This window comes from Allobosea sp. FW305-C-101 (assembly GCF_058783685.1).
This window is the reverse complement of sequence record NZ_JBYSYT010000004.1, coordinates 50,026-72,710: the sequence shown is the minus strand read 5'-3', so window position 1 is coordinate 72,710 and position 22,685 is coordinate 50,026. Positions and strand designations below refer to the sequence as shown.

The 22,685-nt window shown below is 63.4% G+C and carries 29 protein-coding genes and 1 pseudogene; 21 read left to right on the top strand and 9 right to left on the bottom strand.

From position 1 onward, the window contains the following. Positions 1-40: 40 nt before the first annotated feature. On the bottom strand, positions 41-568 hold the full coding sequence (locus tag AC3WMA_RS17805; RefSeq protein WP_492286689.1) for a DNA-3-methyladenine glycosylase: 528 nt from the start codon (positions 566-568) through the stop codon (positions 41-43). Between the two features lie 281 nt (positions 569-849). Continuing rightward, on the bottom strand, positions 850-1,263 hold the full coding sequence (locus tag AC3WMA_RS17800) for a DUF1236 domain-containing protein (protein ID WP_492286688.1): 414 nt from the start codon (positions 1,261-1,263) through the stop codon (positions 850-852). 126 nt (positions 1,264-1,389) lie between these two features. On the opposite strand from AC3WMA_RS17800, the gene AC3WMA_RS17795 reads away from it, so the two are divergent. The 3 genes from AC3WMA_RS17795 to AC3WMA_RS17785 all read left to right on the top strand — a co-directional run bounded on the left by AC3WMA_RS17795 (position 1,390) and on the right by AC3WMA_RS17785 (position 3,554). Beyond that, on the top strand, positions 1,390-2,160 hold the full coding sequence (locus AC3WMA_RS17795) for an exonuclease domain-containing protein (RefSeq protein ID WP_492286687.1): 771 nt from the start codon (positions 1,390-1,392) through the stop codon (positions 2,158-2,160). Between the two features lie 514 nt (positions 2,161-2,674). Further along, positions 2,675-3,148: a DUF3833 family protein gene (locus AC3WMA_RS17790; protein ID WP_492286686.1), complete on the top strand. Its 474-nt coding sequence runs from the start codon at positions 2,675-2,677 to the stop codon at positions 3,146-3,148. Between the two features lie 115 nt (positions 3,149-3,263). Then, positions 3,264-3,554 carry a phosphopantetheine-binding protein gene (locus AC3WMA_RS17785; protein WP_492286685.1) on the top strand — a complete coding sequence of 97 codons (291 nt, stop codon included), beginning with the start codon at positions 3,264-3,266 and terminating at the stop codon, positions 3,552-3,554. Between the two features lie 113 nt (positions 3,555-3,667). Here the strand turns inward: AC3WMA_RS17785 and AC3WMA_RS17780 are convergent, their stop codons facing one another. Together AC3WMA_RS17780 and AC3WMA_RS17775 are read right to left on the bottom strand one after the other, a co-directional pair. Further along, positions 3,668-4,939, bottom strand: coding sequence for a cation:proton antiporter (locus AC3WMA_RS17780; RefSeq protein ID WP_492286684.1), 1,272 nt, complete (start codon positions 4,937-4,939; stop codon positions 3,668-3,670). A 151-nt stretch (positions 4,940-5,090) separates the two neighbouring features. Continuing rightward, entirely contained in the window at positions 5,091-6,188 is a 1,098-nt protein-coding gene (locus tag AC3WMA_RS17775; protein ID WP_492286683.1) for a PAS domain-containing protein, read from the bottom strand. Positions 6,189-7,141: 953 nt separating this feature from the next. On the opposite strand from AC3WMA_RS17775, the gene AC3WMA_RS17770 reads away from it, so the two are divergent. From AC3WMA_RS17770 to AC3WMA_RS17760, 3 genes and pseudogenes are all read left to right on the top strand, one after another. After that, on the top strand, positions 7,142-7,339 hold the full coding sequence (locus AC3WMA_RS17770; protein ID WP_492286682.1) for a DUF3606 domain-containing protein: 198 nt from the start codon (positions 7,142-7,144) through the stop codon (positions 7,337-7,339). Beyond that, a complete protein-coding gene (locus AC3WMA_RS17765) occupies positions 7,336-7,863 on the top strand; it encodes a hypothetical protein (protein WP_492286681.1) in 528 nt (175 codons plus the stop codon). The genes AC3WMA_RS17770 and AC3WMA_RS17765 overlap by 4 nt, the downstream gene beginning before the upstream one ends. Positions 7,864-8,067: 204 nt before the next feature. After that, positions 8,068-8,717, top strand: a pseudogene (locus AC3WMA_RS17760) (CinA family protein). Here AC3WMA_RS17760 and AC3WMA_RS17755 read toward each other — a convergent pair. The 3 genes from AC3WMA_RS17755 to AC3WMA_RS17745 all read right to left on the bottom strand — a co-directional run bounded on the left by AC3WMA_RS17755 (position 8,714) and on the right by AC3WMA_RS17745 (position 10,231). Beyond that, entirely contained in the window at positions 8,714-9,121 is a 408-nt protein-coding gene (locus tag AC3WMA_RS17755) for a GFA family protein (protein ID WP_492286680.1), read from the bottom strand. The pseudogene AC3WMA_RS17760 and the gene AC3WMA_RS17755 sit on opposite strands and share 4 nt — an antisense overlap. A 524-nt stretch (positions 9,122-9,645) precedes the next feature. Further along, a complete protein-coding gene (locus AC3WMA_RS17750; protein WP_492287091.1) occupies positions 9,646-9,888 on the bottom strand; it encodes a DUF982 domain-containing protein in 243 nt (80 codons plus the stop codon). A 103-nt stretch (positions 9,889-9,991) separates the two neighbouring features. Next, positions 9,992-10,231 (bottom strand): DUF6894 family protein, encoded by a 240-nt coding sequence (locus AC3WMA_RS17745; protein ID WP_492286679.1) that lies wholly within the window; start codon positions 10,229-10,231, stop codon positions 9,992-9,994. Positions 10,232-10,575: 344 nt separating this feature from the next. Here AC3WMA_RS17745 and AC3WMA_RS17740 point away from each other — a divergent pair, with 344 nt between their 5' ends. From AC3WMA_RS17740 to AC3WMA_RS17730, 3 genes are all read left to right on the top strand, one after another. After that, positions 10,576-10,902, top strand: a complete 327-nt coding sequence (locus AC3WMA_RS17740) for a hypothetical protein (RefSeq protein WP_492286678.1) — start codon at positions 10,576-10,578, stop codon at positions 10,900-10,902. Then, a complete protein-coding gene (locus AC3WMA_RS17735; RefSeq protein WP_492286677.1) occupies positions 10,903-11,409 on the top strand; it encodes a transglutaminase-like domain-containing protein in 507 nt (168 codons plus the stop codon). A 75-nt stretch (positions 11,410-11,484) separates the two neighbouring features. After that, positions 11,485-11,676: a CsbD family protein gene (locus AC3WMA_RS17730; protein WP_492286676.1), complete on the top strand. Its 192-nt coding sequence runs from the start codon at positions 11,485-11,487 to the stop codon at positions 11,674-11,676. A 93-nt stretch (positions 11,677-11,769) separates the two neighbouring features. Here AC3WMA_RS17730 and AC3WMA_RS17725 read toward each other — a convergent pair whose 3' ends face one another. Then, complete coding sequence (locus tag AC3WMA_RS17725; RefSeq protein WP_492286675.1) at positions 11,770-12,273, bottom strand: YciE/YciF ferroxidase family protein; 504 nt, start codon at positions 12,271-12,273, stop codon at positions 11,770-11,772. Between the two features lie 158 nt (positions 12,274-12,431). On the opposite strand from AC3WMA_RS17725, the gene AC3WMA_RS17720 reads away from it, so the two are divergent. The 11 genes from AC3WMA_RS17720 (at position 12,432) to AC3WMA_RS17670 (ending at position 19,553) form a co-directional block, all read left to right on the top strand. Next, complete coding sequence (locus AC3WMA_RS17720; protein ID WP_492286674.1) at positions 12,432-12,731, top strand: PepSY domain-containing protein; 300 nt, start codon at positions 12,432-12,434, stop codon at positions 12,729-12,731. 36 nt (positions 12,732-12,767) lie between these two features. Then, the gene (locus AC3WMA_RS17715) at positions 12,768-13,334 is read left to right on the top strand and encodes a hypothetical protein (RefSeq protein WP_492286673.1); all 567 of its coding nucleotides are present in this window, start codon (positions 12,768-12,770) and stop codon (positions 13,332-13,334) included. A gap of 183 nt (positions 13,335-13,517) precedes the next feature. After that, positions 13,518-13,808 carry a hypothetical protein gene (locus AC3WMA_RS17710; protein WP_492286672.1) on the top strand — a complete coding sequence of 97 codons (291 nt, stop codon included), beginning with the start codon at positions 13,518-13,520 and terminating at the stop codon, positions 13,806-13,808. A gap of 114 nt (positions 13,809-13,922) precedes the next feature. Continuing rightward, positions 13,923-14,774, top strand: a complete 852-nt coding sequence (locus AC3WMA_RS17705) for a glucose 1-dehydrogenase (RefSeq protein WP_492286671.1) — start codon at positions 13,923-13,925, stop codon at positions 14,772-14,774. A gap of 414 nt (positions 14,775-15,188) precedes the next feature. Further along, the gene (locus AC3WMA_RS17700; protein WP_492286670.1) at positions 15,189-15,410 is read left to right on the top strand and encodes a hypothetical protein; all 222 of its coding nucleotides are present in this window, start codon (positions 15,189-15,191) and stop codon (positions 15,408-15,410) included. After that, complete coding sequence (locus AC3WMA_RS17695; protein ID WP_492286669.1) at positions 15,407-17,476, top strand: ATP-dependent helicase; 2,070 nt, start codon at positions 15,407-15,409, stop codon at positions 17,474-17,476. The genes AC3WMA_RS17700 and AC3WMA_RS17695 overlap by 4 nt, the downstream gene beginning before the upstream one ends. Continuing rightward, positions 17,467-17,766 (top strand): hypothetical protein, encoded by a 300-nt coding sequence (locus tag AC3WMA_RS17690; protein WP_492286668.1) that lies wholly within the window; start codon positions 17,467-17,469, stop codon positions 17,764-17,766. The genes AC3WMA_RS17695 and AC3WMA_RS17690 overlap by 10 nt, the downstream gene beginning before the upstream one ends. Positions 17,767-17,780: 14 nt before the next feature. Then, positions 17,781-18,026, top strand: coding sequence for a hypothetical protein (locus AC3WMA_RS17685; RefSeq protein ID WP_492286667.1), 246 nt, complete (start codon positions 17,781-17,783; stop codon positions 18,024-18,026). Beyond that, positions 18,026-18,244 carry a hypothetical protein gene (locus tag AC3WMA_RS17680; RefSeq protein ID WP_492286666.1) on the top strand — a complete coding sequence of 73 codons (219 nt, stop codon included), beginning with the start codon at positions 18,026-18,028 and terminating at the stop codon, positions 18,242-18,244. Before AC3WMA_RS17685 ends, AC3WMA_RS17680 begins: the two co-directional genes overlap by 1 nt. Positions 18,245-18,255: 11 nt before the next feature. Next, positions 18,256-18,975, top strand: coding sequence for an SOS response-associated peptidase (locus AC3WMA_RS17675; protein ID WP_492286665.1), 720 nt, complete (start codon positions 18,256-18,258; stop codon positions 18,973-18,975). Between the two features lie 326 nt (positions 18,976-19,301). Next, entirely contained in the window at positions 19,302-19,553 is a 252-nt protein-coding gene (locus tag AC3WMA_RS17670) for a PilZ domain-containing protein (RefSeq protein WP_492286664.1), read from the top strand. A 31-nt stretch (positions 19,554-19,584) separates the two neighbouring features. On the opposite strand, the gene AC3WMA_RS17665 is transcribed toward AC3WMA_RS17670, so the two are convergent. Beyond that, positions 19,585-21,285 carry a ShlB/FhaC/HecB family hemolysin secretion/activation protein gene (locus AC3WMA_RS17665; RefSeq protein ID WP_492286663.1) on the bottom strand — a complete coding sequence of 567 codons (1,701 nt, stop codon included), beginning with the start codon at positions 21,283-21,285 and terminating at the stop codon, positions 19,585-19,587. 178 nt (positions 21,286-21,463) lie between these two features. Here AC3WMA_RS17665 and AC3WMA_RS17660 point away from each other — a divergent pair, with 178 nt between their 5' ends. Continuing rightward, positions 21,464-22,684 carry a FecR domain-containing protein gene (locus AC3WMA_RS17660; RefSeq protein WP_492286662.1) on the top strand — a complete coding sequence of 407 codons (1,221 nt, stop codon included), beginning with the start codon at positions 21,464-21,466 and terminating at the stop codon, positions 22,682-22,684. The last annotated feature ends 1 nt before the right edge of the window (position 22,685 follow it).

Genomic DNA, 22,685 nt, shown 5'->3' with positions numbered 1-22,685 from the left:
GCAACTGGCCCGCGATGCTGGCCGCCGACCGGCGGGGCGGCTACGCAAAGGGCCGGCTTAGGTGAGGGGACCCGGCGAGGCCGAAGCGCCAGAGGCGGTCCAGAGCTCTCGAAATTCCGATCCTCGGGCCGCACACCAGTATCGGCGGGCTGCTCCTATCGATCAGAAGAAATGGCGGCTCCGATAGGCTCAGCCCATTGTGGCTGGCATTGACGCCGAGGGCTTGCGCAAGCCGCCCGGGACCCGAGCAGAGGTTTTTTGGGCCGCCGCGGCGATCCGCCATCCGATCGATTCCTCGCTCTGGAGCGAGCGCGCGAATGAGAACCGCGCCTCCGTCGACCGCGACGGCGTTGAGGCACCAATGCAGGCCATAGGACCGGTAGACGTAGGCGTGAAGAGACGCCCCGAACATGGCCGCGTTGGTAGGAGTGGGCCCTCGGAAGCTGTGCGACGCCGGATCGTCGCGCGTGTAGGCCTCGGTCTCCACGATCGTTCCACCTACGCCGTCGACCAGCAATGCGACCCCGATAAGCCGCTGTGCGAGGGCAGGGGCATCGAGTTCCGTCATGGCAGACATTGGCTGATGGTGATTCCGTGACATGGAGGCAAGGTTTCGCGCCGCCGCAGTAGAAAATCCCGGGTCCTGGAAATTGCTCGGGCCGATCCGGCTAGCGAGAAGCCGTGAAGATCGTCACCGTCGTAGGAGACCCTCGGCCGCAGATATTCAAAATGCCTGCACGCAGACGACGCCGGTTCCCTACCGGGCCGGCCCCAGAAAGGTCCGGCCTCGCGTCACGGGACCGGACCTTGTCATAGATTATCAGTGTTTAAGTCTGGCGAAGTGATCCGTCATTCAATGACCTGAATGATCCTTCGGGACTGTGGCTCGACGATCACCGTGCGATCGTTGACGACCGTATAGCGATAGCCCTTGGTGCCGAACTCGGACGGCACTTCGCGATAGGTTACGCCGCTCTCGGGCAATACCGCTCCAACCCGAACGTCTTCGCGGTAGGTGTAGGAGGGCACTTCGTTGGCGCGCACGTAGGTCTTGAAGCGCGGCGTTGCATCGCCGGCGATCCCGCCAACGACCGCGCCGCCCACACCGCCCACAACCGCGCCGACCGGGCCCCCGACAATCGCGCCTCCCACGGCCCCCGTGGCTGCACCCGCCGCCGCGCCGCCGCGCGCGCCTTCCGGGTTCTGCGCATGGGCCAGAGCGGGAGCCATCAGAACCGCCGCGATCACAATATACTTCTTCATGGGTTCGTCTCCTTGGAAGCCCCCCGACTGCCGAGACAACTTGAGTGGCTGTCGCCTGTTCCACGGCCCTAGCGCCCAGGCGATCCAGCCAGACAACGCGGAAGCCTGAGCTGATGCTGACTTGCGTTGGCCAGCTACAGTGCTGATCTCAGGCTCATGGAGCGCATCAGAGTTATCGACCTGGAGACGGCCGGCGAGGGGCCGCACGATGTCTGCGAGGTCGGCTGGCAGGATGTCGCTATCGGCGCGGACGGCCGGTGGGAGCTCGCCGAGGAGCGCGGCGCCCACCTCGTGAACCCCGGCAGGCCGATCTCGCCAGACACGATGGCGGTTCACCACATTCGCGACGAGGACGTGGCTGGAGCACCGTTCTGGAAAGAGATCGCATCCTCCGTTCTACGCCCGGCGGGCGGCCTTGCGGCGCTGGCGGCGCACCGAGCGGCCTTCGAACAGCGCTTCTGCCGGCCCGGACTAAGCGGAGGCGCGCAGTGGGTCTGCACCTGGAAGTGCGCCTTGCGGCTCTGGCCTGACCTGCCGCGCTTCTCGAACCAGATGCTCCGGTACCTGAGGCGGCCGACCGGGCTCGTGCACGAGGTCGGGTTGCCCGCGCACCGAGCCTTGCCTGACGCCTACGTCACGGCGCACCACCTGCGCGACATGCTGAACGAAACCTCGCTCGCCCAGTTGCTCTTTTGGAGTAGCGAGCCCGGCCTCCTACCCCGCGTCCCGGCTGGTCCAGACCGCGGCAAGAGCTGGAATCTGGTGAGCGCAGCCTCGCTGCGGGAATTGGCCGCTAGTCGCGACTCCGATCTCCGCTTCAGTGCCCTGACCGAACTCAGACGGCGCGAGGCAGATCTCCCCGAACCCGCAGCCCCGGCGCAGCCGAGGCTGCTCTAAGGCGCGGCAGTTCGGCGGCCCTCTCCAGACCACACGCCGAGGCGCAGGCATTCAACGGAGAAGGAGGGCCGGCGTGATCAATCCGGCGGCGAGCGCGATGACGACAAGCATCCTCAGCCAGACCGCGCGGGTACGGGGTGAGAAGATCCATGAACTCTGCATGCTTTTTACGACGCCGCTGGCCGATTTTAACAGAACGCCACATCCAGTCGTGAAGACTGGCCGCGGGTCAATATCGGAATTCACCTGCATAGGGGGTGACCCTGCCGGTCTTTGCTCTCGCACCGCGGTCGGATGAAAGCTCCCGGAGGCTGGCTTCCCCTCGGACAACCTCGAGGGCCTGCTCTGCGCGCCTTCCCCTTAGAGGATCTTGTCCTGACACCCTGTTTCGGAATGGAGCGCCCTTCTTGGCGGTGCTCTTGTCCCCGTTCACTCCCCACTTCCCATCATCGGCCGCTGACCGACCGAACCATCGACGCGCGAGCGGGTTGCGTTCACATGGAGGACTACGCGGATGAAGGCCGACGACTTTTCGGGGATGCTGCCCGCTTTCCAACCACGGGATTTCTTCACCGGCCGGATGGTCGGCTGGGCGATGCTCGAAGGCCCGTTGGGCGGTTTGAAGCGACGAGCCTCACTGAGGGCAGCCGGTCGGGAGCTGCCCCACGGGCAAATTGCGTTCTCGGAAACGTGGACGTTCGACGATGGTCAGGTCGATGAGCTGCGGTGGCTTATAAAGCCGGTCGGCGGCGGCAAATTCGAAGGCTCGGAGCCATCCTTAGACGGCACAGCAGAGGGGTGCGCGTCCGGCTGCGCTTTCCACTGGGTCTACACCCGCAACGTTCCCGGCATTGACGGGGAGACCACGAAGCTGAACTTCGACGACTGGTTCTTTCGAATAGACGAGAGTGGGACGATGGTGAAGGGCACGGCCGGCCGACTAGGCCTGCCGTTTCTCACGGCTGTCGTGACCTACCATAAGCTGTAGCGGAGCTGTCCGCATGCCGATCGACAAGACACTTCCCCAAAGACCGTTCAGAAGGATGGGGGTGCGCGTTGTTGCGATGATCGTGTTGAAGCAGCACTTTTCCGAAGAGGGGTGAATGGCGGACCTTATCGAAAACGACGCCGCGCTCGTTGCGCGCCTCCTCGAAATCATCGCGAGCGAAGGATTGGTAAACCGCGACAAGCTGGACCTTAGCGCAGAGGTCGAGGACATCGGGCTTGAACTGGATGATCTGACCCTCATCGGGAACGCGATCGAACGCGAGTTCGACTGCGACATGCTACCGGACGAGGAGATGCAAGCCTGCACGACGGTTCGGCAACTCGTAGCACTGATTGGCCGTAGGCTGCAGGAGCGAGCTGCGGATCCATCGAAACGGGCACCATGACGAAGTCGCGGCAGTTGAAATCGGCTTTCGCCCATTCGCTGAACCAAGCTCTGCGTCACACCCACTATTGACCCGGCCGCGCTTAGGCGAGCGGCGAGCGCATTCCTCCAGCGCTATTCGGCGTCTGGATTCCGCCCATGGCGCCTGTCCAGCACTCGCATGAGCGGCGTGACCGTTATTCCGTGCATCACCACCGACATGAAAATCGTCAGTCCAACGATCGACCAGAGGCGAGCGCCGCTGTCGACCTCGCCGATGTGGTTGAGGCCGTAGGCGAGATAGTAGACGGAGCCGACACCTCGGATACCGAAGAAGGCGATGGTCGCTTTCTCGGCCTTGCTCGCGTCGTGGCCCCAAAGCCCGATCATTCCAGCGACCGGGCGGATCACGAGCAGGATCACGAGCGAGGTCGCGATTTCCAGCCATCCGAGAGGGGCCAGCAGCCCGCTCACCAACGCGCCTCCCAGGAGCAGAAGAAGCGCCATCATGGCTAGGCGCTCAACCTGTTCGGTGAGCTCGTGCATATTGAGCTGGAAGTCGTGATCCCTGTCGGCATGGCGGAATGTCAGGGCTGTCACGAAGACGGCGAGAAAACCGTAACAGTGAAGCATCTCGGTCAGCCCATATGAAACGAAGGTGGCCGAGATCGCGATCAGCCCGTCGCCCGTCCGAGCGAACTTCGCCCGAGCAGGGGCGTGGAAGGTCAACCACCCGAAGGCTTTCCCAACGACGTAGCCTCCCGCGACCCCTGCGCCGATTTCCCAGAGAACATTCAAGGTTAGCCATTCCACCAGCCACGGCTTTCCGGTCGAGGTCGCGAGCGACAGGGCGATGGCAAGGTGAACGAACGGAAAGGCAAAGCCGTCATTCAAGCCCGCTTCCGAGGTCAGGCCGAAGCGTACCTCGTCCTCTTGGCCAGACCCCGGCGGCCCGACTTGGACATCGGCAGCCAGCACAGGGTCGGTCGGCGCCAGCGCGGAGCCCAGTAGCAACGCCATTGTCCACGACAGGCTTAGCCACCAGCCTGACAAGAGGGTAATCGCGGCGATGCTGAGCGGCATGGTGATCGCGATCAGCCGCCACGTAATCCCCCAGGTCCTGAAGTCGAACACCCGATCCAGCTTCAGGCCCGCGCCCATGAGCGCGATGATGACCACGATCTCCGAGAGGCGCTCTGTGATCCGCGGGTAGCGCATGGGCAGTGGGTCCAGTGAGACCCAAGGAAGAGAGAAGATTGCCGCGCCCAAGCCGAGGCAAACGATAGGGAGAGAGAGAGGCAGCCGCCGCAGGGCCAATGGCAGCCAAACGACGAGTGCGACGAGCACCCCCACACCGGTCAGGACGAGGATATAGGGGTCGGGAGCGAGGTCAGGCTTGAATTGCATGGTAATCAAACCTGCGGCCCATCGGATCGATCCCACGCGATCGAAGCCCGCCGCCTTTCCTTTATCCAGCCGGAGAGCGCCAGGGATACGAGGGCACCGTCGACGCGGCCCGAGCGCCGCGAGCGCGATGCGTCGACGCACCCGTTCCCAGTTAGGCGGCCAGCTTGGCGGCGGCCATTTCGATTTCTGCGACGAGGCCGGAAGCGCGCCAGTCGAACTCCATGCGGGCCCCAAGCTGCGATTTGGCCGCGCGGTCGACGAGCAGGCTCCCGAAGCCCTGCCGTTCGGGATTGCCCACGATTACAGGCCCGCCTTGCTCCTCCCATCGCAGCAGGACGCGCTCGCCGGAAGCCTGAACGGTCACCCGCACCTTGCCGGCATCGGTAGAAAGAGCTCCGTGCTTGACGGCGTTTGTGGCGAGTTCGTGGAACACGAGGGCGATGGCGGTCGACGAGGACTGGCCCACTTCGACATTGTCCCCGTGGACCTCGATGCGGCTCTTTCCGCCGCCGTTGTAGGGCGCGACCAGCCGGCCGATCAGGCCCGAGAGTATGTCGGGTGAATGGTCGCCGACTTTGTTGAGGACGATGCTGTGCGCCCGGCTGAGGGCCGAGATCCTTCCGACGATTTCCTCGGCGAAGCCAGCGGCTGCCGGCTCCTCCCGCGCAGCCATTGATACCAAGCTGCCGATCACAGTGAAGATGTTGCCGATGCGATGCTGGAGCTCGCGTGCAATCAACTCGCGCTGCTCCTCCGCAGTGCGGCGCGCCGTGATGTCGATATGGGCACCGATGAGCTTGATTGGCTTTCCGGCATCGTCGCGATGGATCTCTGCCTTGGCCAAGATCCATCGCAACTCCCCGTCCGCGGGCCGAATGATCCTGTACTCGGCCTCGTACTCGCAGTCGAAACCGAAAACGCTGCGATGGAAGTGGCTGACAATACGCTCACGGTCCTCCGGGTGAATCCGCGCGACCCACGCCTCGTGGGTTTCGTCCGCGGCTTCCGGCGGCAGGCCGTGCACCGCGAGATATTCAGGCGAGCGCTTATTGCGAAACGCCCCCTGGCGGAGGTCGACCTCGAGGCCCCCGATCTGGCCGATGCGCTGAACGCGCGCAAGCTCCGCCTCGCGCGAGCGCAGCTGCCTGAGGGCCTCATCTAGCGGCAAATTGGCCCCCTGCTTAAACTCACCTTCGCCTCGGTAACTGCCGCAGCCGCCCATTGCCACCGTTTTCTTGCGACCCGACACTCGGTTCTCTCGAAGAGGCCTGCCGGGAGCCGGCTGCCGGCCGCAGGCGAAAGCTCCGCTGCGACGCGGAGCCTGGCGGGCCGTCCCCTGAACCTCTTTGCCCCTCTGTGGAACCAAATAGGAGCGGCTGGGTTTTTCGCCGTCTGTCAGGGGCTTTCTGCAAAATGGCGCAAACGCTGGTCGTGTGCCGGGTGGGCACGCAGTGGGCATTCCGCGATGTGACCGGAGCGTTCTACGGGCATTCCTCTGAACTGCATTCCACCATGGAATTCGCGCAGCACATGGCTGCGCGGGCTGGTAGCCATGTCGTCCTCAGCGCAGAGGCAGACGAGGCGCTTCGCTCCACTACACGTTCCAAGGCGATTGACTCCAGAGAAGCCCCCGGGAAAAAGTCTCGTCCTCGTTTTGGATTGCTATGGGCGCGCCTTGGACAAGCGCGGCGGAGAAAGTGAAACCGACAGTCGACGCATACACGGTCGCTCTGCCTTGGTACGAGCGCGAGGACTACGAGCGGCTTTGGGATCTCGCGCATGACAAGGCGGAGATGCCGAGGGATTACGACGCCTGGCACGCCGCCGCGACGAGGGTCATTAACGAATGGCTGGCCCGTGGAAGGGCGCTTGAGATCGTCACGGTAAGGCCGGACGAGTTCCTGTCGTGGCTCGACACGCAGGGTCTTCCGAATACGGCAGCCGCCCGATTGCGGTACGTTGAGGAACGAGCGTCGCGAGCCTCCCCCTCCAATACGCCTTAGGGCCAGCGGAACGCCGCGCCGTCGCTGCGTTAGCGCCGGTTTCGACCTTGTTGCTCCAAGAATGCGTCGACCTGTGCGTAAGGTCAGCCGGAGACCCTCGCGATACGATTGGGGACACCATCCAGGCCCGTTGCCAGCAGAAATGGAACATCGGAACTAGTAGCCTCGCGATCCATTGATCCGCTCAAGGGAGGATCGAATGGCAGAGGACAGGACCAACCGCGGCTACCGGGACCGCTCCCGCATCGATGTGAGTGAAGACTGTGAAGCCCGCTACTGGACCGACAGGCTCGGCGTGTCCAAATCGCAGCTTGAGGAGGCAGTCCGAGAGGTTGGCCCCGCGGCGGAAGCGGTGGAAACCGAACTTCGCAGGAAGACCCTGGCAGCCGGTCCGTGAACGAGACTCTCACGATCCGCAGACTGGGTGACGACTGGCTCATTTGCGAGCCCGGCTCGCGCACCCGCATTGTTTCGCCCGGCAGCGGCGTGGTGGAGCGCATCGTGGCCGACTGGAACGCAGAGGAGGCGAAGCCTGTGAATATCGATTCGATCGCGGCCTACGAAGCGGCGGCGGCCAAAATCCACCAGCTTGCCGATGCCAGAGAAGGGTCGCCGGAGGCGGCCGAATTGGCTGCTTTGGTAGCGGCGGTGAAGGATTGGGAGGAACGCGGGCAGTGCGCTCGCTCAACGCCAGCCCCCGGAAACTACAAAACGCCCGCGCGGCCGGGCCAGCCAGGCAATGAGCGTGAAGAGAGGCAAGGCCCCAATCCCCGCTCAGCCCACTCCAGCGGTCCCCATCCGCCATACGACGTCAACGATCAGGAGGGCGCGGCAGCGGAAAAGCACGCCGCGGGGGCATCCGATCACCAGGAGTCGGCTGCGCCCGCCAATCGCCCGAGCGGAAACATCAGGTCGACGTAGCACGAGCGAACGGCAATCTCACATGACGACGGATCCAATTCGGACCTTCGAGGAACTCGCGCTGGCTTTGAAGCGCTTCGAGGAGCTGTTCGGAGCCGTCGAAGGATCAACCGAGGCTCGCGATCTGCGCAATGTGTCTGCCCGCCTCAGGAGCTTCGAGGATAGGGTCGCGGCCGGGCTGGCAGTACAAAAGGCCCGATCGCGATGCACACTCGATCGATTCTCAGCCTACTGTCAGAAGCCAGCGAACATGCCGTAGCCGCAATGCCACCGCCAGACCCCCCGTATCCCCCCGGGCCCAACCATACCTCTGACGAGGAGGGCGTTAGCGAACTACGCTTAGACGGGCTTGAAAGCGCCGGGATACTGGCGGAGCGCCTCATCTCGCACTGCCTTGCGAGAAAGGAGCGCATTGTGGTGGCGGAATCGTGCACAGCCGGCTTGCTCGGCCAAACGCTCTCATGCTGTTTCGGCGCTGCGACTGCATTCGAGGGCGGTTTCCTGACCTACACCAAGGAGCCAAGTCGCAGATGCTGGGTGTGCCGAGGGATTTGCTTAGGGGCTGTACCGCGGTTCACCGCCGCGTGGCGGCCTCGATGGCCGAGGGTGCGCTCGCACGGAGTCCCGGCACGGTCTCTCTGTCGGTTACCGGGGTTACCGGCGACGCTCCAGACGAGGACGGCAACCCAATCGGTCGTGTGATTGTAGGTTGCGCGACCGCGGCAGCGACGCAGACAATCCACTGCGAATTCGGGCGACTGACTCCCTCCGCGCTCAATCAATTGGCGGTCGCTGCCGCTCTGGCATTCGCCTTGCGCCAACTCGGGGACATAAGCGTCTCTCCGGCCTTCTAGACTTTCGCGCTGTCGCGGTTGCCCTCAAATTGGTCCGTGCCCTGCAAGGCCGAAAGCCAGTGCTCCCGTCGCGGCACCCACAACTCGTACTGGGGGGTAAGCGTGCTCGGAGCGTCGTCGAGGGAACCGATGCGGATCTCGATCTCGCTGCTGCCATCGCTGGACGCGAAGAGCGTCGATCCGCAACTCGGGCAGAACGTCCGGTGGTCGGTCGAACTTGTCCACTGATTAGTCCGGCCCGTCACCCGAACCGCATCGCTTGGCCACACCGCGAAGGCCATGAAAGCCGACCCCGTCTCGCGCCGGCACGTCTGGCAGTGACAGATTCCAGTCCTCATCGGGTTCCCGGCCGCCCGGTAGCGCACCGCGCCGCAATTACAGCCGCCGCTCCTGACCACCGCCATCGGCGCTACTTCCTCGCGACCGGGCGGCCCGGGTCGATCGGGCTCCACGATGCGGAGGGCTTCCGATCGCCGTCCTCCGTCGCGGGAGGATTCTGTTTATCCGGTTTGGATCGCTCTGCCGCAGGCGTGCCCGAGCCGGGCCGAGGCCTGCTGTCCGTCGCTCGCCGGGATTGGCCGACTGTGTCTTCCTTGGGCTTGGACATTTCGCTCCCTCCTTGTTCTGAGCGATGAATTGCCGACCCTTCTTTTGGTTCCGATGTTGCCGCGAGCACGCGACCAGACAGACGTTGCAGGGTACGCCCTCAGCGAAAGCCCAGCATCAAGAATTCCCCTGCGGTTTGGATCCCGGAGCCCGACCTCGGTTGTGTGCGGCCTGGCGCCGTAGCCGCTGAAGGGCCTCGTCCAGCAAGTACACCAATCGGTAAGAAGCCTTCTGTGACGGCCTCCGCCCTCAGCGTCTCAAACTTGGCGATAAGCCTCTCCGCGCGGTGTGCCGCCGTACCGGGTGCGCGGGAGTCCATCGTTTAGACCAGCCGCCCGCATTCCCGGGCGGCCGCCTCGAATGTCGATCTGGCATCGGCTACAGACGCGCCTCCCTTGAGGGCTGCCATGCAGACGGCGACCGCTTCGCGCCAACTCTCGCCAGCTCCGGAATGACGCCAACTCAGGAGGTACTCCGCGGCACGCTCGACATTGCTGACAGCGTAGCGCTCCCCGGGGTTGGAGGTCGCGACATATACCGGGGGTGAGAACCAGTGCAGCGGCATGAATCCCAATACGTCGGCATTGCGGATTCGTTCCGCCAGACGCCGCATCTCAGCTTCGCGACCCCTGCGCTTATCGCGATCGAAGCGCTGTCCAGTCGTTCCGCTAATCGATGTGCCACCGGCCTTTGAGCGCGAGCCTGGCGCTGTAGATCGCACGTCCCGAATTATTCCTCACGGATACCGAAAACGTGCGCTCGTCCCCGTCGGGCATCTCGTCACGCGCCATGTCGGGCAACAGGCTGAGCGCGGCTTTACGGGCAGCTTGGGCGTCCGGATACTCGCAGCCCTCATTGTCGATAATGGGAACGGCGCCGTCCGATGAATCGATGTAGAAACGCGGCATGCACTGATTGATAGCACTCTAATATGTTTTTCCGCAAAGAAATGCACCGAGGCGAACGGAGAACCCGAGTTGATCGGACACGGATATTCAGCAATCGGATGGCCGAAAGGGCCGGTACTTTAAGAAAGCGGCGCCCGATCTTTATCGGCCTGCCGACATTGGAAGCAGCTGTGCCGAAAAGGCGGCGTGGCTCTGCAAAGAGCCGTTCCTGGCCGCAAAGCAGCAGGTGCGGTTCCGCGATAATCGGAGGCGGTTCAAATGCCTGAAATCTCGCCAAAGGCGGGAGGAACAGCGGCCATCCCGACGTGTTGCGATTTACTGAACGTCACCATCGGGATCGCAGCATGGATATCCGCGTCGGCTACCGCATCGAGATCACCACGACGCAGCCCCTCTCGTGCATGACGCTGCTCGACCCGCACCCCAGCCGCGACGGAGATGTGGTCGGAGGCCAGACGCCTCAAGTCACGTCGCTTGTCGACGGCACGGGCGTGCCGGTCCGCGAATACACCGACGGGTTCGGGAACAGGTGCCGGCGGCTCATGGTGCCCACTGGCGGCGCACTCTTCACAAACGACATGATCGTCCGTGATGCCGGCGTCCCCGACCAGTGGGACAAGGACGCGCCAGAGGTCCCACCGGACGACCTCCCGTCCGAGGTCATCGAATAGATGCTGTCCAGTCGTTACTGCGAGGTCGACGAGTTGTGGGCCACGGCTTGGAGCTTGTTCGGCAACTTCGCTCCTGGCTGGAATCGCGTCCAGCAGATCTGCAATTACGTCAACGCGCAGATTAGGTTCGACTACCAGTTCGCCAGGAACACTCGCACCGCCGCGCAGGCGATGGATGAGCGCGTCGGCGTCTGCCGTGACTTCACACACCTCGCCATCGCGCTATGCCGGGCCATGAATATTCCCGCCCGCTACTGCAACGGATTCCTCGGCGATATCGGCGTTCCCCCCGACCCCGCGCCGATGGACTACAACGCCTGGTTCGAGGCGTATCTCGGCGGCAAGTGGTACGTTTTCGACGCGCGCCACAACATGCCGCGGATCGGTCGCATACTGGTGGCGCGAGGGCGGGACGCTGCCGACATCCCCATGATCCACACCTTCGGGGCTCACGTGCTCCAGCGCTTCGAAATCGTAACCGAGGAGGTCGTCGCCGCCGCGGCGTGATCCGGAACATCCCAACCAAGGTGGCGTTGGATCCCACGACGCCGCATGGGCGGTAAGGTTATATGAGATGCTCCGATGGGTAGCACGACCGACAAGATCAAGGGCATGGCCAACGAGGCCGCCGGTAACGTCAAGCAGGCCGCCGGCAAGGCGATGGACAAGCCCAGGCTGCATGCCGAAGGCGTCGCGCAGGAGCGCAAGGGCGAGGCCCAGCAGGCGCTCGGCAAGGGCAAGGAAGCCGTGAAGAACGTCGTCGACAAAGCCTGAGCGGCTACGACTTCGCAAATGGGCGGTCGCCGAAAGGCGCCCGCCCTTTTTCTTTCGAAGCCTCGGCGAGAGCATCGCCGAGGCTTCGCAGCATCAAGCAGCCTTCGCCACGGCAGCGCTGTTGGCCGGACCGCCGAGCTGCGTCAGCATCTTGTCAGTCTTCGTTTCCTCGGCGAGAGTTGCGTCCAGGAGCTTCACTGCACCCTGGTGGCCAAGCTGCTGCGCCCACGCTTTAAGCGTGCCGTAGCGGGCAATCTCGTAGTGCTCGACAGCCTGCGCGGACGCCACCAGGCCGGCGTCGATCGCGGGGCTGTCGCCGTAATCCTCGATGACCGCCTTGCCTTCCTCGATGATCCCGAGGATTGCGTCGCAGGTCTTGCCGCGCGGGGCCTTGCCGATCAGCTCGAAGACCTCCGCGAGGCGCTCCACATGGCCCTCGGTCTCCTCGCGATGGGTTTCGAAGGCCTTCTTGAGTTCTGCGGACTGAGCCGCTTTCGCCATCTTGGGCAGCGTCTTCAGGATCTGCTTCTCGGCGTAATAGACGTCCTTGAGCATGTCGTGGAACAGGTCGTCGAGCGGCTTTGGGGTCGTGGCCATGGTCGTTCTCCGGCGATGGGTGGGTGGTTGAGGCCAAACGGGCGCCAAGCCCCCGTGTTCCTTCCCCTTTGAGGGCTGGGCGTTGGAACTTTGGTGGGCAACTTGCCGTTTGGTTGTGCATCGCGGCAAACGCCGCCGCCTGCCTGATGGAGACCATCATGAAGAAGCTGCTCATTGCCACGTTGATCGCCTCCGCGACGTCCTTCGCCGCCATGGCTCAGACGTCAACGACATCGCCCATGCCGGCGCCCAAGGCCGATGCTGACAAGAACGCCCCGCTGCCCGGTGCCAACAGCTTCACTGAGGGCCAAGCCAAGAGCCGCCTGGAGTCGAACGGTTATTCCAGCGTCGGCGCCCTCAAGAAGGACGACAACGGCGTCTGGAAAGGAACGGCCACTCATTCAGGCGCGCAGGTCAATGTGTCCGTCGACTATCGCGGCAACATCACCCGCAACTGACCCGTGCCGCTCGCACCCCGAACTTTGGAGAACGACATGACCCGCACCTTGACCCGATCCTACGATAACCACGCCACGGCCCGCTCGGTCGTCGAACAACTGGAGGCAGCCGGCGTCTCTAGCAGCGCCATAAGCTTCGTGGGCCGAGACGGCGACACCGGCGAGACCAATGCCGCAGAGGGCGCCGGCATCGGCGCGGGCGTCGGCGGCGCCGCTGGCCTGCTGACCGGTCTCGGACTTCTCGCGATCCCGGGCGTTGGTCCCGTCGTCGCGGCCGGCTGGCTCGCGTCCACAGCGGCGGGCGCCGTCGCCGGCGCCGCCGCCGGCGGACTGGTCGGCTCCTTCGTGAAGGAAGGCCACGACGAGGATGAGGCCAACTACTACGCCGAGACGGTTCGCCGTGGCGGCTCGGTGGTCTCCGTCCGGACCGAGCCGGAGCACGAGGCCACCGTTCAGGCGATCCTCGACGGCGCCACGCCGATCGACCGCTCGACCCGTGAGGCCGACTACCGCGCCGACGGCTGGTCGCGCTTCGACCAGAACGCCGATCCTTATGTCCGCAACGCCACGGCGGCCGGGCGCGTGCCGCCAGCGGTCATCTGATCGAGCCCACCCTCGGATTGATGAACGGCCCCGGTAATCCCGGGGCCGTTCCGTTGGCAGGGCGTTGGTGACAATGGAGTCTAATGTTCGCGGCTATGACAGGAAGCCGGCGGAGACGACAATACGGCTGCAGCGGCGGGAGTCGGAGGAGCTGCTGGTGCCGCAACGGGGCTCGCTCTTGGCTTGGGCGCGCTGACCATTCCGGGCGTCGGACCGATCGTTGCCACCGGATGGTTCCTGTCCGGCGCGGTCACCGGCGCATTGGCAGGAGGCGTTCTGGGCGCGCTGGTCGATGCCGGTGTACCGGCGAATGACGCCGAACGTCACGCCGGCGAACACGCGCTGGGTCGGTCTGTGGTCTCCGTGCGTGTAGAAGAGCCCGACGTCGCGCTGGCAACGCGGATCATGGATGCCGCAATGCCTGTCGAAGCAAGTGAAGCTCCTCAAGCCGACCTCGCCAAGGTCGTATCCTGACGCCCATTCTCGGCCGCAAAGGGGGAACTAGTCTTGGCCGAGACGGTTCGACGACAAAGCGCTGGGGGGCAATTGGCTGGCGGCAGCGCCGCGGCCCGAGCCAAGGAATGTCGAATGCCCGTCAAAGATGCCATGATCCACGAAGACGGTCTTCCCGGGCATGAATCCGCCCTGACACCGAAGCCGGACTGGAAGCCGCGCTATCCGGGAAGCGATCGTCTCAAAGGAAAGGTCGCGCTCATCACGGGAGCGGACAGCGGCATCGGCCGAGCGGTTGCCGCGCTTTACGCTCGCGAAGGGGCGGACGTGGCCATCGTTTACCTGAGCGAAGATGATGACGCCAAAGAGACGGTGCGCATCGTTGAGCAAGAGGGGCGGCGAGCCATCGCGATCGCTGGCGATATCGGTGAGAAGGCGTTCTGCAGCACCGCCGTGTCACGGGCGATCGAGAAATTCGGGAAGATCGATATCCTGGTCAATAACGCAGGCGAGCAGCATCCGGACAAGGATATCACTGACATCACCGAGGAGCAGCTTCGCCGGACGTTCCAGACCAACATTTTTGGAATGTTTTTCATGACGCAGGCGGCACGTCCGCATCTCAAAAGTGGCGCCGTCATTGTCAACTGCACATCGATCACGAGCTACCACGGTTCCAGCGAGTTGCTCGATTACAGCTCGACGAAGGGCGCCATCACCTCGTTCACGCGAGCCCTTTCAGAGAACCTGGTTGGGAAGGGAATACGTGTGAATGCGGTGGCTCCCGGGCCGATATGGACGCCTCTTAACCCGATGGGCGGAGCAAGTCCCGAGAAGCTGAAACATTTTGGTGAAAGCACGCCGATGAAGCGGCCGGGACAGCCGAACGAGGTCGCGCCCAGCTTCCTGTTCCTGGCTTGCGACGATTCCAGCTACATGTCCGGACAGGTGCTTCACCCGAACGGCGGCACGGTCGTGAACGGGTAGGTCACGCTAATGCCGATCGACAGACCGCCCCCACCCGAGAAAGCAAAAAAGGCAGCTATCGGCGTCGTTGCCGTGGTCGCCCTAATCATCGTGGCGATATTCATCGGCTTCAACCTGCACCATGCTCAGACGCAGCGTGAGCTGCAATCTGGCCGGGTTGACCCAAGAGATGCTCCGAAGAGTTCCACGGATCTGCAGGCGCCGAGGCCTCCTCAAAAATAACTACTCTACGCTGAAGACGAATTTTATGGGTGGAAGGACGCCGAATCAGTGATCTAGCGGCTCACGCGGCTCGATCGATATGGAGCTTAATGGCACTCATTTCGGCCAGCGCAACGGTGTGCATTTTGCCACGAAGCTTGACTCCTTGAAGGCGATAGTTCTCATTATGTTCTCATTCTTGAGGACGCAACCATGCCGCCAGTCGTGCTGAAACAGGCGCGTGCTCCGAATCCTATGGAGCAACAAATCGATTCCGTTCTGGCGGAGTTCGAGGGCGATGCCCGGGCTGCCATTGGGGCTCTGCTTCACAACCGTGATGAGCTCTTGCGAGATGCCGATCGCGCGGCCTCACTGGGCTTCCTGCGCGGTCGGTTCTCGAAAGGAGCGCGGCCAGTTCGGGAATCGAAGGTATGAACGGGGTCGCCCCGATCAGCTATCTCGACACACTCAATCCGGCGCAGCGCCACGCGGTTGTGCATGGCGTCGGCGCCGTGGCTTCGCCGCCGTTGCTTGTCATCGCCGGGGCAGGCTCCGGAAAGACCAATACGCTGGCCCATCGTGTCGCCCATCTTATGGTTAGCGGGGCTGATCCGCGGCGGATCCTGCTGATGACGTTTTCGCGCCGCGCGGCATCCGAGATGGCGAAGCGCGTCGAGCGGATTGCGCGCAAGGTGCTTGGCGATGGCGCCGGAGTCCTCGCCGATGCCCTGACCTGGGCCGGCACCTTCCACGGCATCGGCGCGCGCCTGCTGCGCGACTATGCCGAGCAGCTTGGCCTTGATCCCGCTTTCACGATCCACGATCGGGAGGACTCGGCCGACCAGATGAATCTGGTCCGGCACGAGCTCGGCTTCTCCAAGACAGAGTCGCGGTTTCCGACGAAGGGCACCTGCCTGGCGATCTATTCCCGCTGCGTGAACGCCGAGCTGCCGATCGAAGAGGTTCTGCGCCTGTCCTATCCTTGGTGCGCCACCTGGGCGGCGGAGCTAAAAGAGCTCTTCGCGGCCTATGTCGAGGCCAAGCAGAGCCAAAACGTCCTCGATTACGACGATTTGCTGCTCTACTGGGCGCAGGCCGTGACCGATCCTGATATCGCGGCGGATATCGGCGGCCGCTTCGATCACGTCATGGTCGACGAGTACCAGGATACCAATCGGCTCCAGTCGTCGATCCTGCTGGCGTTGAAGCCCGACGGCCGCGGCCTGACTGTGGTCGGCGACGATGCCCAATCGATCTATTCGTTCCGAGCAGCGACGGTCCGCAACATTCTCGACTTCCCGGCAGCCTTCGTGCCGCCGGCCGAGGTCATCACACTGGATCAGAACTACCGCTCGACCAGTGCCATCCTCTCTGCTGCCAATGCCGTCATCGATCTGGCAGCCGAGCGTTTCACCAAGAATCTCTGGACCGATCGCGCCGCCGGCTCGCCGCCGCAGCTCGTCCATGTTCGGGACGAGGCCGACCAGGCTCGCTTCATCGCCGAGAAGGTGCTGGAGAACCGGGAGGGCGGCTCGACGCTGAAGCAGCAAGCCGTGCTATTCCGTGCGTCGCATCACAGTGGCCCGCTCGAAATCGAGCTCACGCGTCGGAACATTCCGTTCGTCAAATTCGGCGGGCTGAAATTCCTCGACAGCGCCCATATCAAGGATTTGCTGGCGTTACTGCGGTTCGTCGAGAACCCGCGCGATAAGGTCTCTGGCTTTCGGGTGCTGCAGCTCCTGCCTGGCGTCGGCCCGACATCGGCGCAGCGTGTCCTGGAACATGTTGCCCAGGCTTCAATGCCCCTCGAGGCTCTTGAGAACGCTCCGGCTCCGCCGCGGTCTGGTGACGATTGGGCGTCGTTTGTCACCGCCGTCGGCGAGCTGCGCGCCGGCACAGCCGGCTGGCCGGCCGAGATCGAACGCGCGCGCCGCTGGTACGAGCCCCACCTGGAGCGCATCCACGAGGACGCCAGCACCAGGCAGGCCGATCTCGTCCAGCTTGAACAGATCGCCAGCGGTTATCCGTCGCGTGAGCGCTTCCTGACTGAATTGACGCTCGACCCGCCAGACGCGACCAGCGACCAGGCCGGCGTGCCGCATCTGGACGAGGACTATCTGATCCTGTCGACGATCCATTCGGCAAAAGGGCAGGAATGGAAGTCGGTCTTCGTGATGAACACGGTCGACGGCTGCATCCCAATCGACCTCGGCGCCGGCGCTAGGGACGAGATCGAGGAAGAACGCCGCCTGCTTTATGTCGCGATGACGCGAGCCAAGGACGATCTGCACCTAGTCGTGCCGCAGCGGTTCTTCACGCACGGGCAGTCGGCGACCGGCGATCGGCATGTCTACGCCAACCGGACGCGCTTCATCCCGAACGCGCTGCTCGGCCAGTTCGAGCGGACGGCCTGGCCTATCGCGGTAGCAGACGCGCAGCGGATGCCGTCAGGCGGGCCCAAGGTGGATGTCAGGGCCAAGATGCGGGGCATGTGGCGATGATCGGGCAATGGCTGCACCAGGTCGAAATCAAGCTTGATAGGGCGTCCGCCGCCGAACGCCTTCGCCGGATCGAAGCATGGTGCACCGATTGGCAAATTGGCTTCCGCGTTCTCGGCACGATGACCGAGGACCTGATCCGGGTGGCGTTCGAAGAGGCCCGTTTCTCACGGGCCTTCCACGCTCATTTCGGCGGCGTCATAGCGCCGGCCGGGGAGCTCGACATGGCTCTGGCGGCAGATGCCGCGGAAGTCGACTTGTATGATCGGCTTGCCCGCGACTACCCTGATTGAGGAGGGCCGGCATCATGGCGGATGTGGTCAGGATTGGATCGGGAGTGCCGCGCGTTCCGCTTCGCCGGGCTGACGATCTGGTGGACAGGATCGGGGCGCTGAAGAGTGAAGCGACCGCCCGCGGCTTCGGCACGCTCGCCTACTTTCTTGATACCGCCCTGATCGAAGCCAGGCTGCAGGAACAACACATCATCGACGACACGGCCATTGCGCGAGCTAGGCCCGACGAACTTTGGCGCCCTGTCGAGGGTCGAGATTGATGGCCGAGCCGACGGAGCTGCCGGAAATCGATCTCGACGTGGCTGACGTGAAGCGGATCGCGCTGACGACCGATTTGCAAGGCGAAACGATGATCAGTTTCGAGATGGCCAGTGGCCAGATGATGAACCTCGTATTCTCGCCGGAGATATTTGCGAAGCTCGAGGCCATGATGGCTAAGGCGAATGAGGCGCAAGCTCAGGTTTCACCGATCCAATAGGAGCGGAGCGCATGTGCGGACGGTTCAGCCAAGCTTACACCTGGGGCGAGATCTACGCCTTCAGTCAGCCTCTCACTGAGCCCCTATTGCCCGCCCGCAATCTGCAGGCCAGGTACAATATCGCCGCTACGACGACGATCGATATCCTGGTCAAGACCGACGCCGGTCGGGAACTATGGAAGGCACGTTGGGGCCTGATCCCCCCTTGGCACAAGGGGACGGCAAAGCAGATCAAGCCGCATATCAATTCCCGCGTTGAGGGCATCGACACCAACGGCCTGTTCAAACGCGCCTATGTGAAGAACCGCTGCATTATCCCGGCGAGCGGCTTCTATGAGTGGACGGGCGAGGAGAAAAACAAGACGCCCCATTTCATCAGCGCGAAGGATGGTGCGATCCTCGCCTTTGCCGGAATTTGGGAACGCTGGCGCGACGAAAACGGAGAAGAGGTCATCAGCGCCAGCATCATCACGCGGGATGCGAACGACTGGATGTCGAAGATCCACACCCGCATGCCGGCGATGCTGCATCCTGACGACTTTGAAGCATGGCTGGATGGTGCGGCCGGCAAGGAGGTTCTGATGCGCCCGCCGCCGGAGCTTCAGGAATGGGTCGTCGATCGCCGGATGAACAAATCGGGGGCCGGTGATGACGATCCTGCGACGGCCGCTCCAGCCGAAGAATGGGAATCCCAGCCGCAGGAAGCGCCCGCCCAAGGCGACCTGTTCTGAGGCTCGGCGCCAAGGGAGCGAACACGCCGGGTGTACTCGCTTGCTCGTTCGGACTCGTCGATGTCGATCCACGAAAACCAGATCCTGTCTCCAGCGGACCTCTTGTTTGACGCCGAGCTACGACGCAGCGTCAGGGATTGGCCCCTAGCCGACGTTGGGAATGTCCGGTTCTGGGCTGTTCAATTTGCCGACGAGTTTCACAGCCGGGGATGGCGCGTATCGGGTTTGCGCAAAGGAAGCTTCGAGTGCAAAATTGGCTGACGCGCGATAACGACGTTATCCATCACGTTGATATTCCGTAAGGATCGGTGTGATAGCCAGCGAATATGCGAGCGATACAACGACGACACCGACGAGAGCCTATAGTTGAAATGGCCAAGCTCGTTACCGAGGATGGCCTTCAACATAACTGCATCATTCGCGATCTGTCGCTCGGTGGAGCAAAAATCCGGATTCCAGCCGGATCACGCATTCAAGGCCGTGTTCAGGTCTCCGCTCAGATTCTGGGGCGGGAGCGAACGGGCCAAGTTAGATGGCGAGATAAGACCTTCGTCGGCATCGCTTTCGACGAGTTATAGTCGTGGCGTACGCGCAAACTCCGGTTCGTTTCTACAACCTCAATATGTTCGAGAGCGAGAAGAGCAGGCGGGCGTCCTTCTTCGGTGCGAAGGGCGAGTTCACCATGATTGGCTGAGCTATGCCGACCGAGAGATGGAGATCATCCGTCAGGAACAGGCGCACGCCTGCCCCCACGGACGCGAAGCTCTGGTCGAGATCATGGCCTGGTAGCTTGATCCGCGCGGCTCCGCCCTCGACGAACGTGAACAGCTGATAGCCCTTGAGGAACTTGAGCGACAGCGACTGGTCGTAACGCAGCTCGGCCGAGCCTGCGATGGCGTCGTCGCCGGAGATCCAGCCGGCGTCGAAGCCGCGGCCGAACGAAAGCCCGCCGAGGGCATATTGCTGCGATGAGAGAAGAGGACCTGATGCCAGCTGCCCCCCTGCCGCCAGCTTGACCGACCAGTTCTCGCCGAAGTTCTCGTAATGCGCCAGCGCGCCGTTGATCAGTGCAAAATGCGGTGAGGCATCGTCACGAGACAACCAATCGGCACTGTCCGGCTGGCCGTCGATGAGGCCGAGGCCCTTGCGAGCCGTCGCGGTAACATAGGTCCAGCTGCTGGGGCGAAGATGCAGCTTGTAGTCGGCCGTTAAGCTGGCGATGCCGATCCGGTCGGCGAAGAGCGGCCCGATGAAATCCCGCTCGGAGGCGCGCGTCACGCCGAGCGACGCGGTGAGCCAGAGCGACTGCATCTGGCTGAGAATCGGCGCGTAGGAGATCCTGGCTTCGACCGTGTCGGCCTGCGAGCGGTTCCTCAGATAGCGGCGGAGGTCGCCCGGCCAGTTCTCGCTATGCGATGCCGCTATGCCGATGCGCCAGCTATCGGAGCCGAGCGGCAGGTCATAGGCGATCCTGCCATAACGCATTTCGCGCGGCGAGCCGGGGACGAAAGATCCGCTGACCGTCAGGCTGTCGCCCGGCATCAGCATGGAATTGAGCGCGACACTGCCCGATGCTTGCCAGGGCCCCGACGACGAGGAGCCCATATTGTCGATGGCTGTAGCGCCGTAGAAGCGCCAGCTGTCGGTCTTGACGCCAAGGCGGAAGCGGCCCGAACCGGGCGACGTCTCGTCGAGCGTCGTGTCGACGACCTTGATGCCCGGCCGCTCGTTTATGAGCAGCAGCTGGCGTTCCAGGGTTGCGAGGCGCGACGGTCGCTCCTCGGTGAGCGGCGCGAGCAGGCGCTCCAACCCGAAGGCCGCGGCCGCTCCGGAGACGCTGACCTGCTCGATCGCGCCCTCTACGACGGTTATCCTCAGCACGCCCGAGCGCATGTCCTGAGGCGGAATCAGGGCCCGGCTCAGATGAAAACCTCCGGCACGGTATCGTGCGGTGATGGCGGCGGCGATCGCAACCAGATCCTGCGCGGAAAGCTCGCGATCGAGATAGGGCTGATAGGAAGCCGACAGCTCGGCGGCGGGCAGCGCGCTGGCGCCTTGCAGCTCGACCCGCTTGAGCCGGAACAGCGGCGTGCGATCTCCGTGCTCCGTCCCGGAGCCGATAGTCGGAAGCGCGACCGGATTGCGGCGCTCATCCGCCTCGCGTCGCTCTGATTGCGTCTCCGCACCCAACAACGCCGGTCGCTGCGGATTCGCCGGGGGCATCGATTGCGCGCAAACCGGCACGGCAAAGAGCTGCGACAAGGCAATCGCAACAGCCGCCTTGCCCTTGAAGCACGAGCTTTTAGTCATTGGTGAACGCCCGCCTGCCCCGTTTATTATTTAAGGAGAAGTGAATGGAAAGGGTTAACGAAGTGTAAGTATTAAGGATCGCGATGTGTTCGGAGACTAAGTTTCTCTTCACGGCTTCATGCTTAGGTGCACTCCTACGCTTCCAGCACGGAAGCCTTCCGCCTCAAGGAATGAGTGCATGACGGGCCGTTTCGCGTTCTGGCTCGCGGCTGCAACCGCGGTGTTTTGCCTCTCGATTTTCCCTGCGGCTGCGCAGGACAATACCTGGACAGTCGCGAAGAGTTCGGGGGAAGCCTGGATCGGCTCCGGTGCTCACTCCGCTTCGCTAACGCAGAAGACAGAACTGCGGCCTGGTGATTCCGTTCGCACGGGGCGCAACGGGCGCGTTCTGCTCGTCCGCGGGCAAGAAACGATCCTCGTCTCGCCGAACTCCGCGATCAGCCTGCCCGAGGCTGGGCGATCCGGCCTGTCGACCGTCATACAGCAGGCGGGCACCATCATGCTGGATGTCGAAAAGCGGAACGTGCAGCATTTCGAGGTCGAGACGCCTTATCTCGCGGCAGTGGTGAAAGGGACGCGTTTCCGCGTTTCGATCGTCGGCGGCCAGACGAAAGTCGATGTCGTGCGCGGCCAGGTTCAAGTCACCGATTTCCGCTCCGGCGACTATACGGTGGTGAACCAGCAGCAATTCGCGCGATCCTCCAGCGGCGCGGCGCCCGGCCTTAGAGTGGGTGGCAGCGGCGAGCTGGGCACCGTCCTGCGCGGACCTGCGCAGGCCTCGCGCGTGCAGCCATTGTCCGTGCCGCCCGGAGGGCTGAGGCCCGACGCCGGCGCAGTTCCCTTAAGAAATGCCCAACCCACGACCTCGGCAGCCGCCAGCGGTTCCGGCCAGCCGGTCATCACTCGCACACCGGGCGGGGGAGCGCGTATCGTTGCTCCGATCGGCGAGCTGCATCTCAACATCCGCGAGGTCACTAAGGGGATGGCGCGCAACGACAGCGCCGGCAACGAGAAGAGGAAGGGCTGGTCGGCTCGCCTCCAACCAGGCAACGGCGGTAATGACATCCGATCGGACAATAGCGGGTCGGCCGGACCAAACGGCAACGAGTCGGGGTCGAGTTCGACAGCGGCCTTGACCGCAAGCACAGCCCCGGTCGGTAGCGGAATTGTTTTGAATGCCGCAACGAATGACTTCGACGGTCCCGGTGGTGGCAACGGAGGCAAGGGCAAGGGAAAGGGCGGTGGCAAGAATGGTGGCCCTGGGGGGGCTTCAGATCTGATTGGGCAGGTCTCAGCTGGTCTAGACGCTCTCATCGAAAATCGCGGCCGCGGCAAGGCACACGGCCACAATGGTGGGAACGGCAATGGCAAGGCGCACGGCCTAGGCAAGAAGAATTGAA

Excerpts from the sequence above, each read along its gene's own strand:
- AC3WMA_RS17805 (WP_492286689.1), bottom strand. The coding sequence starts at position 568 with ATGACGGAACTCGATGCCCCTGCCCTCGCACAGCGGCTTATCGGGGTC.
- AC3WMA_RS17800 (WP_492286688.1), bottom strand. The coding sequence starts at position 1,263 with ATGAAGAAGTATATTGTGATCGCGGCGGTTCTGATGGCTCCCGCTCTG.
- AC3WMA_RS17790 (WP_492286686.1), top strand. The coding sequence starts at position 2,675 with ATGAAGGCCGACGACTTTTCGGGGATGCTGCCCGCTTTCCAACCACGG.
- AC3WMA_RS17785 (WP_492286685.1), top strand. The coding sequence starts at position 3,264 with ATGGCGGACCTTATCGAAAACGACGCCGCGCTCGTTGCGCGCCTCCTC.
- AC3WMA_RS17780 (WP_492286684.1), bottom strand. The coding sequence starts at position 4,939 with ATGCAATTCAAGCCTGACCTCGCTCCCGACCCCTATATCCTCGTCCTG.
- AC3WMA_RS17770 (WP_492286682.1), top strand. The coding sequence starts at position 7,142 with ATGGCAGAGGACAGGACCAACCGCGGCTACCGGGACCGCTCCCGCATC.
- AC3WMA_RS17755 (WP_492286680.1), bottom strand. The coding sequence starts at position 9,121 with ATGGCGGTGGTCAGGAGCGGCGGCTGTAATTGCGGCGCGGTGCGCTAC.
- AC3WMA_RS17750 (WP_492287091.1), bottom strand. The coding sequence starts at position 9,888 with ATGCCGCTGCACTGGTTCTCACCCCCGGTATATGTCGCGACCTCCAAC.
- AC3WMA_RS17745 (WP_492286679.1), bottom strand. The coding sequence starts at position 10,231 with ATGCCGCGTTTCTACATCGATTCATCGGACGGCGCCGTTCCCATTATC.
- AC3WMA_RS17740 (WP_492286678.1), top strand. The coding sequence starts at position 10,576 with ATGGATATCCGCGTCGGCTACCGCATCGAGATCACCACGACGCAGCCC.
- AC3WMA_RS17735 (WP_492286677.1), top strand. The coding sequence starts at position 10,903 with ATGCTGTCCAGTCGTTACTGCGAGGTCGACGAGTTGTGGGCCACGGCT.
- AC3WMA_RS17730 (WP_492286676.1), top strand. The coding sequence starts at position 11,485 with ATGGGTAGCACGACCGACAAGATCAAGGGCATGGCCAACGAGGCCGCC.
- AC3WMA_RS17725 (WP_492286675.1), bottom strand. The coding sequence starts at position 12,273 with ATGGCCACGACCCCAAAGCCGCTCGACGACCTGTTCCACGACATGCTC.
- AC3WMA_RS17720 (WP_492286674.1), top strand. The coding sequence starts at position 12,432 with ATGAAGAAGCTGCTCATTGCCACGTTGATCGCCTCCGCGACGTCCTTC.
- AC3WMA_RS17715 (WP_492286673.1), top strand. The coding sequence starts at position 12,768 with ATGACCCGCACCTTGACCCGATCCTACGATAACCACGCCACGGCCCGC.
- AC3WMA_RS17705 (WP_492286671.1), top strand. The coding sequence starts at position 13,923 with ATGCCCGTCAAAGATGCCATGATCCACGAAGACGGTCTTCCCGGGCAT.
- AC3WMA_RS17700 (WP_492286670.1), top strand. The coding sequence starts at position 15,189 with ATGCCGCCAGTCGTGCTGAAACAGGCGCGTGCTCCGAATCCTATGGAG.
- AC3WMA_RS17695 (WP_492286669.1), top strand. The coding sequence starts at position 15,407 with ATGAACGGGGTCGCCCCGATCAGCTATCTCGACACACTCAATCCGGCG.
- AC3WMA_RS17685 (WP_492286667.1), top strand. The coding sequence starts at position 17,781 with ATGGCGGATGTGGTCAGGATTGGATCGGGAGTGCCGCGCGTTCCGCTT.
- AC3WMA_RS17680 (WP_492286666.1), top strand. The coding sequence starts at position 18,026 with ATGGCCGAGCCGACGGAGCTGCCGGAAATCGATCTCGACGTGGCTGAC.
- AC3WMA_RS17675 (WP_492286665.1), top strand. The coding sequence starts at position 18,256 with ATGTGCGGACGGTTCAGCCAAGCTTACACCTGGGGCGAGATCTACGCC.
- AC3WMA_RS17670 (WP_492286664.1), top strand. The coding sequence starts at position 19,302 with ATGCGAGCGATACAACGACGACACCGACGAGAGCCTATAGTTGAAATG.
- AC3WMA_RS17665 (WP_492286663.1), bottom strand. The coding sequence starts at position 21,285 with ATGACTAAAAGCTCGTGCTTCAAGGGCAAGGCGGCTGTTGCGATTGCC.
- AC3WMA_RS17660 (WP_492286662.1), top strand. The coding sequence starts at position 21,464 with ATGACGGGCCGTTTCGCGTTCTGGCTCGCGGCTGCAACCGCGGTGTTT.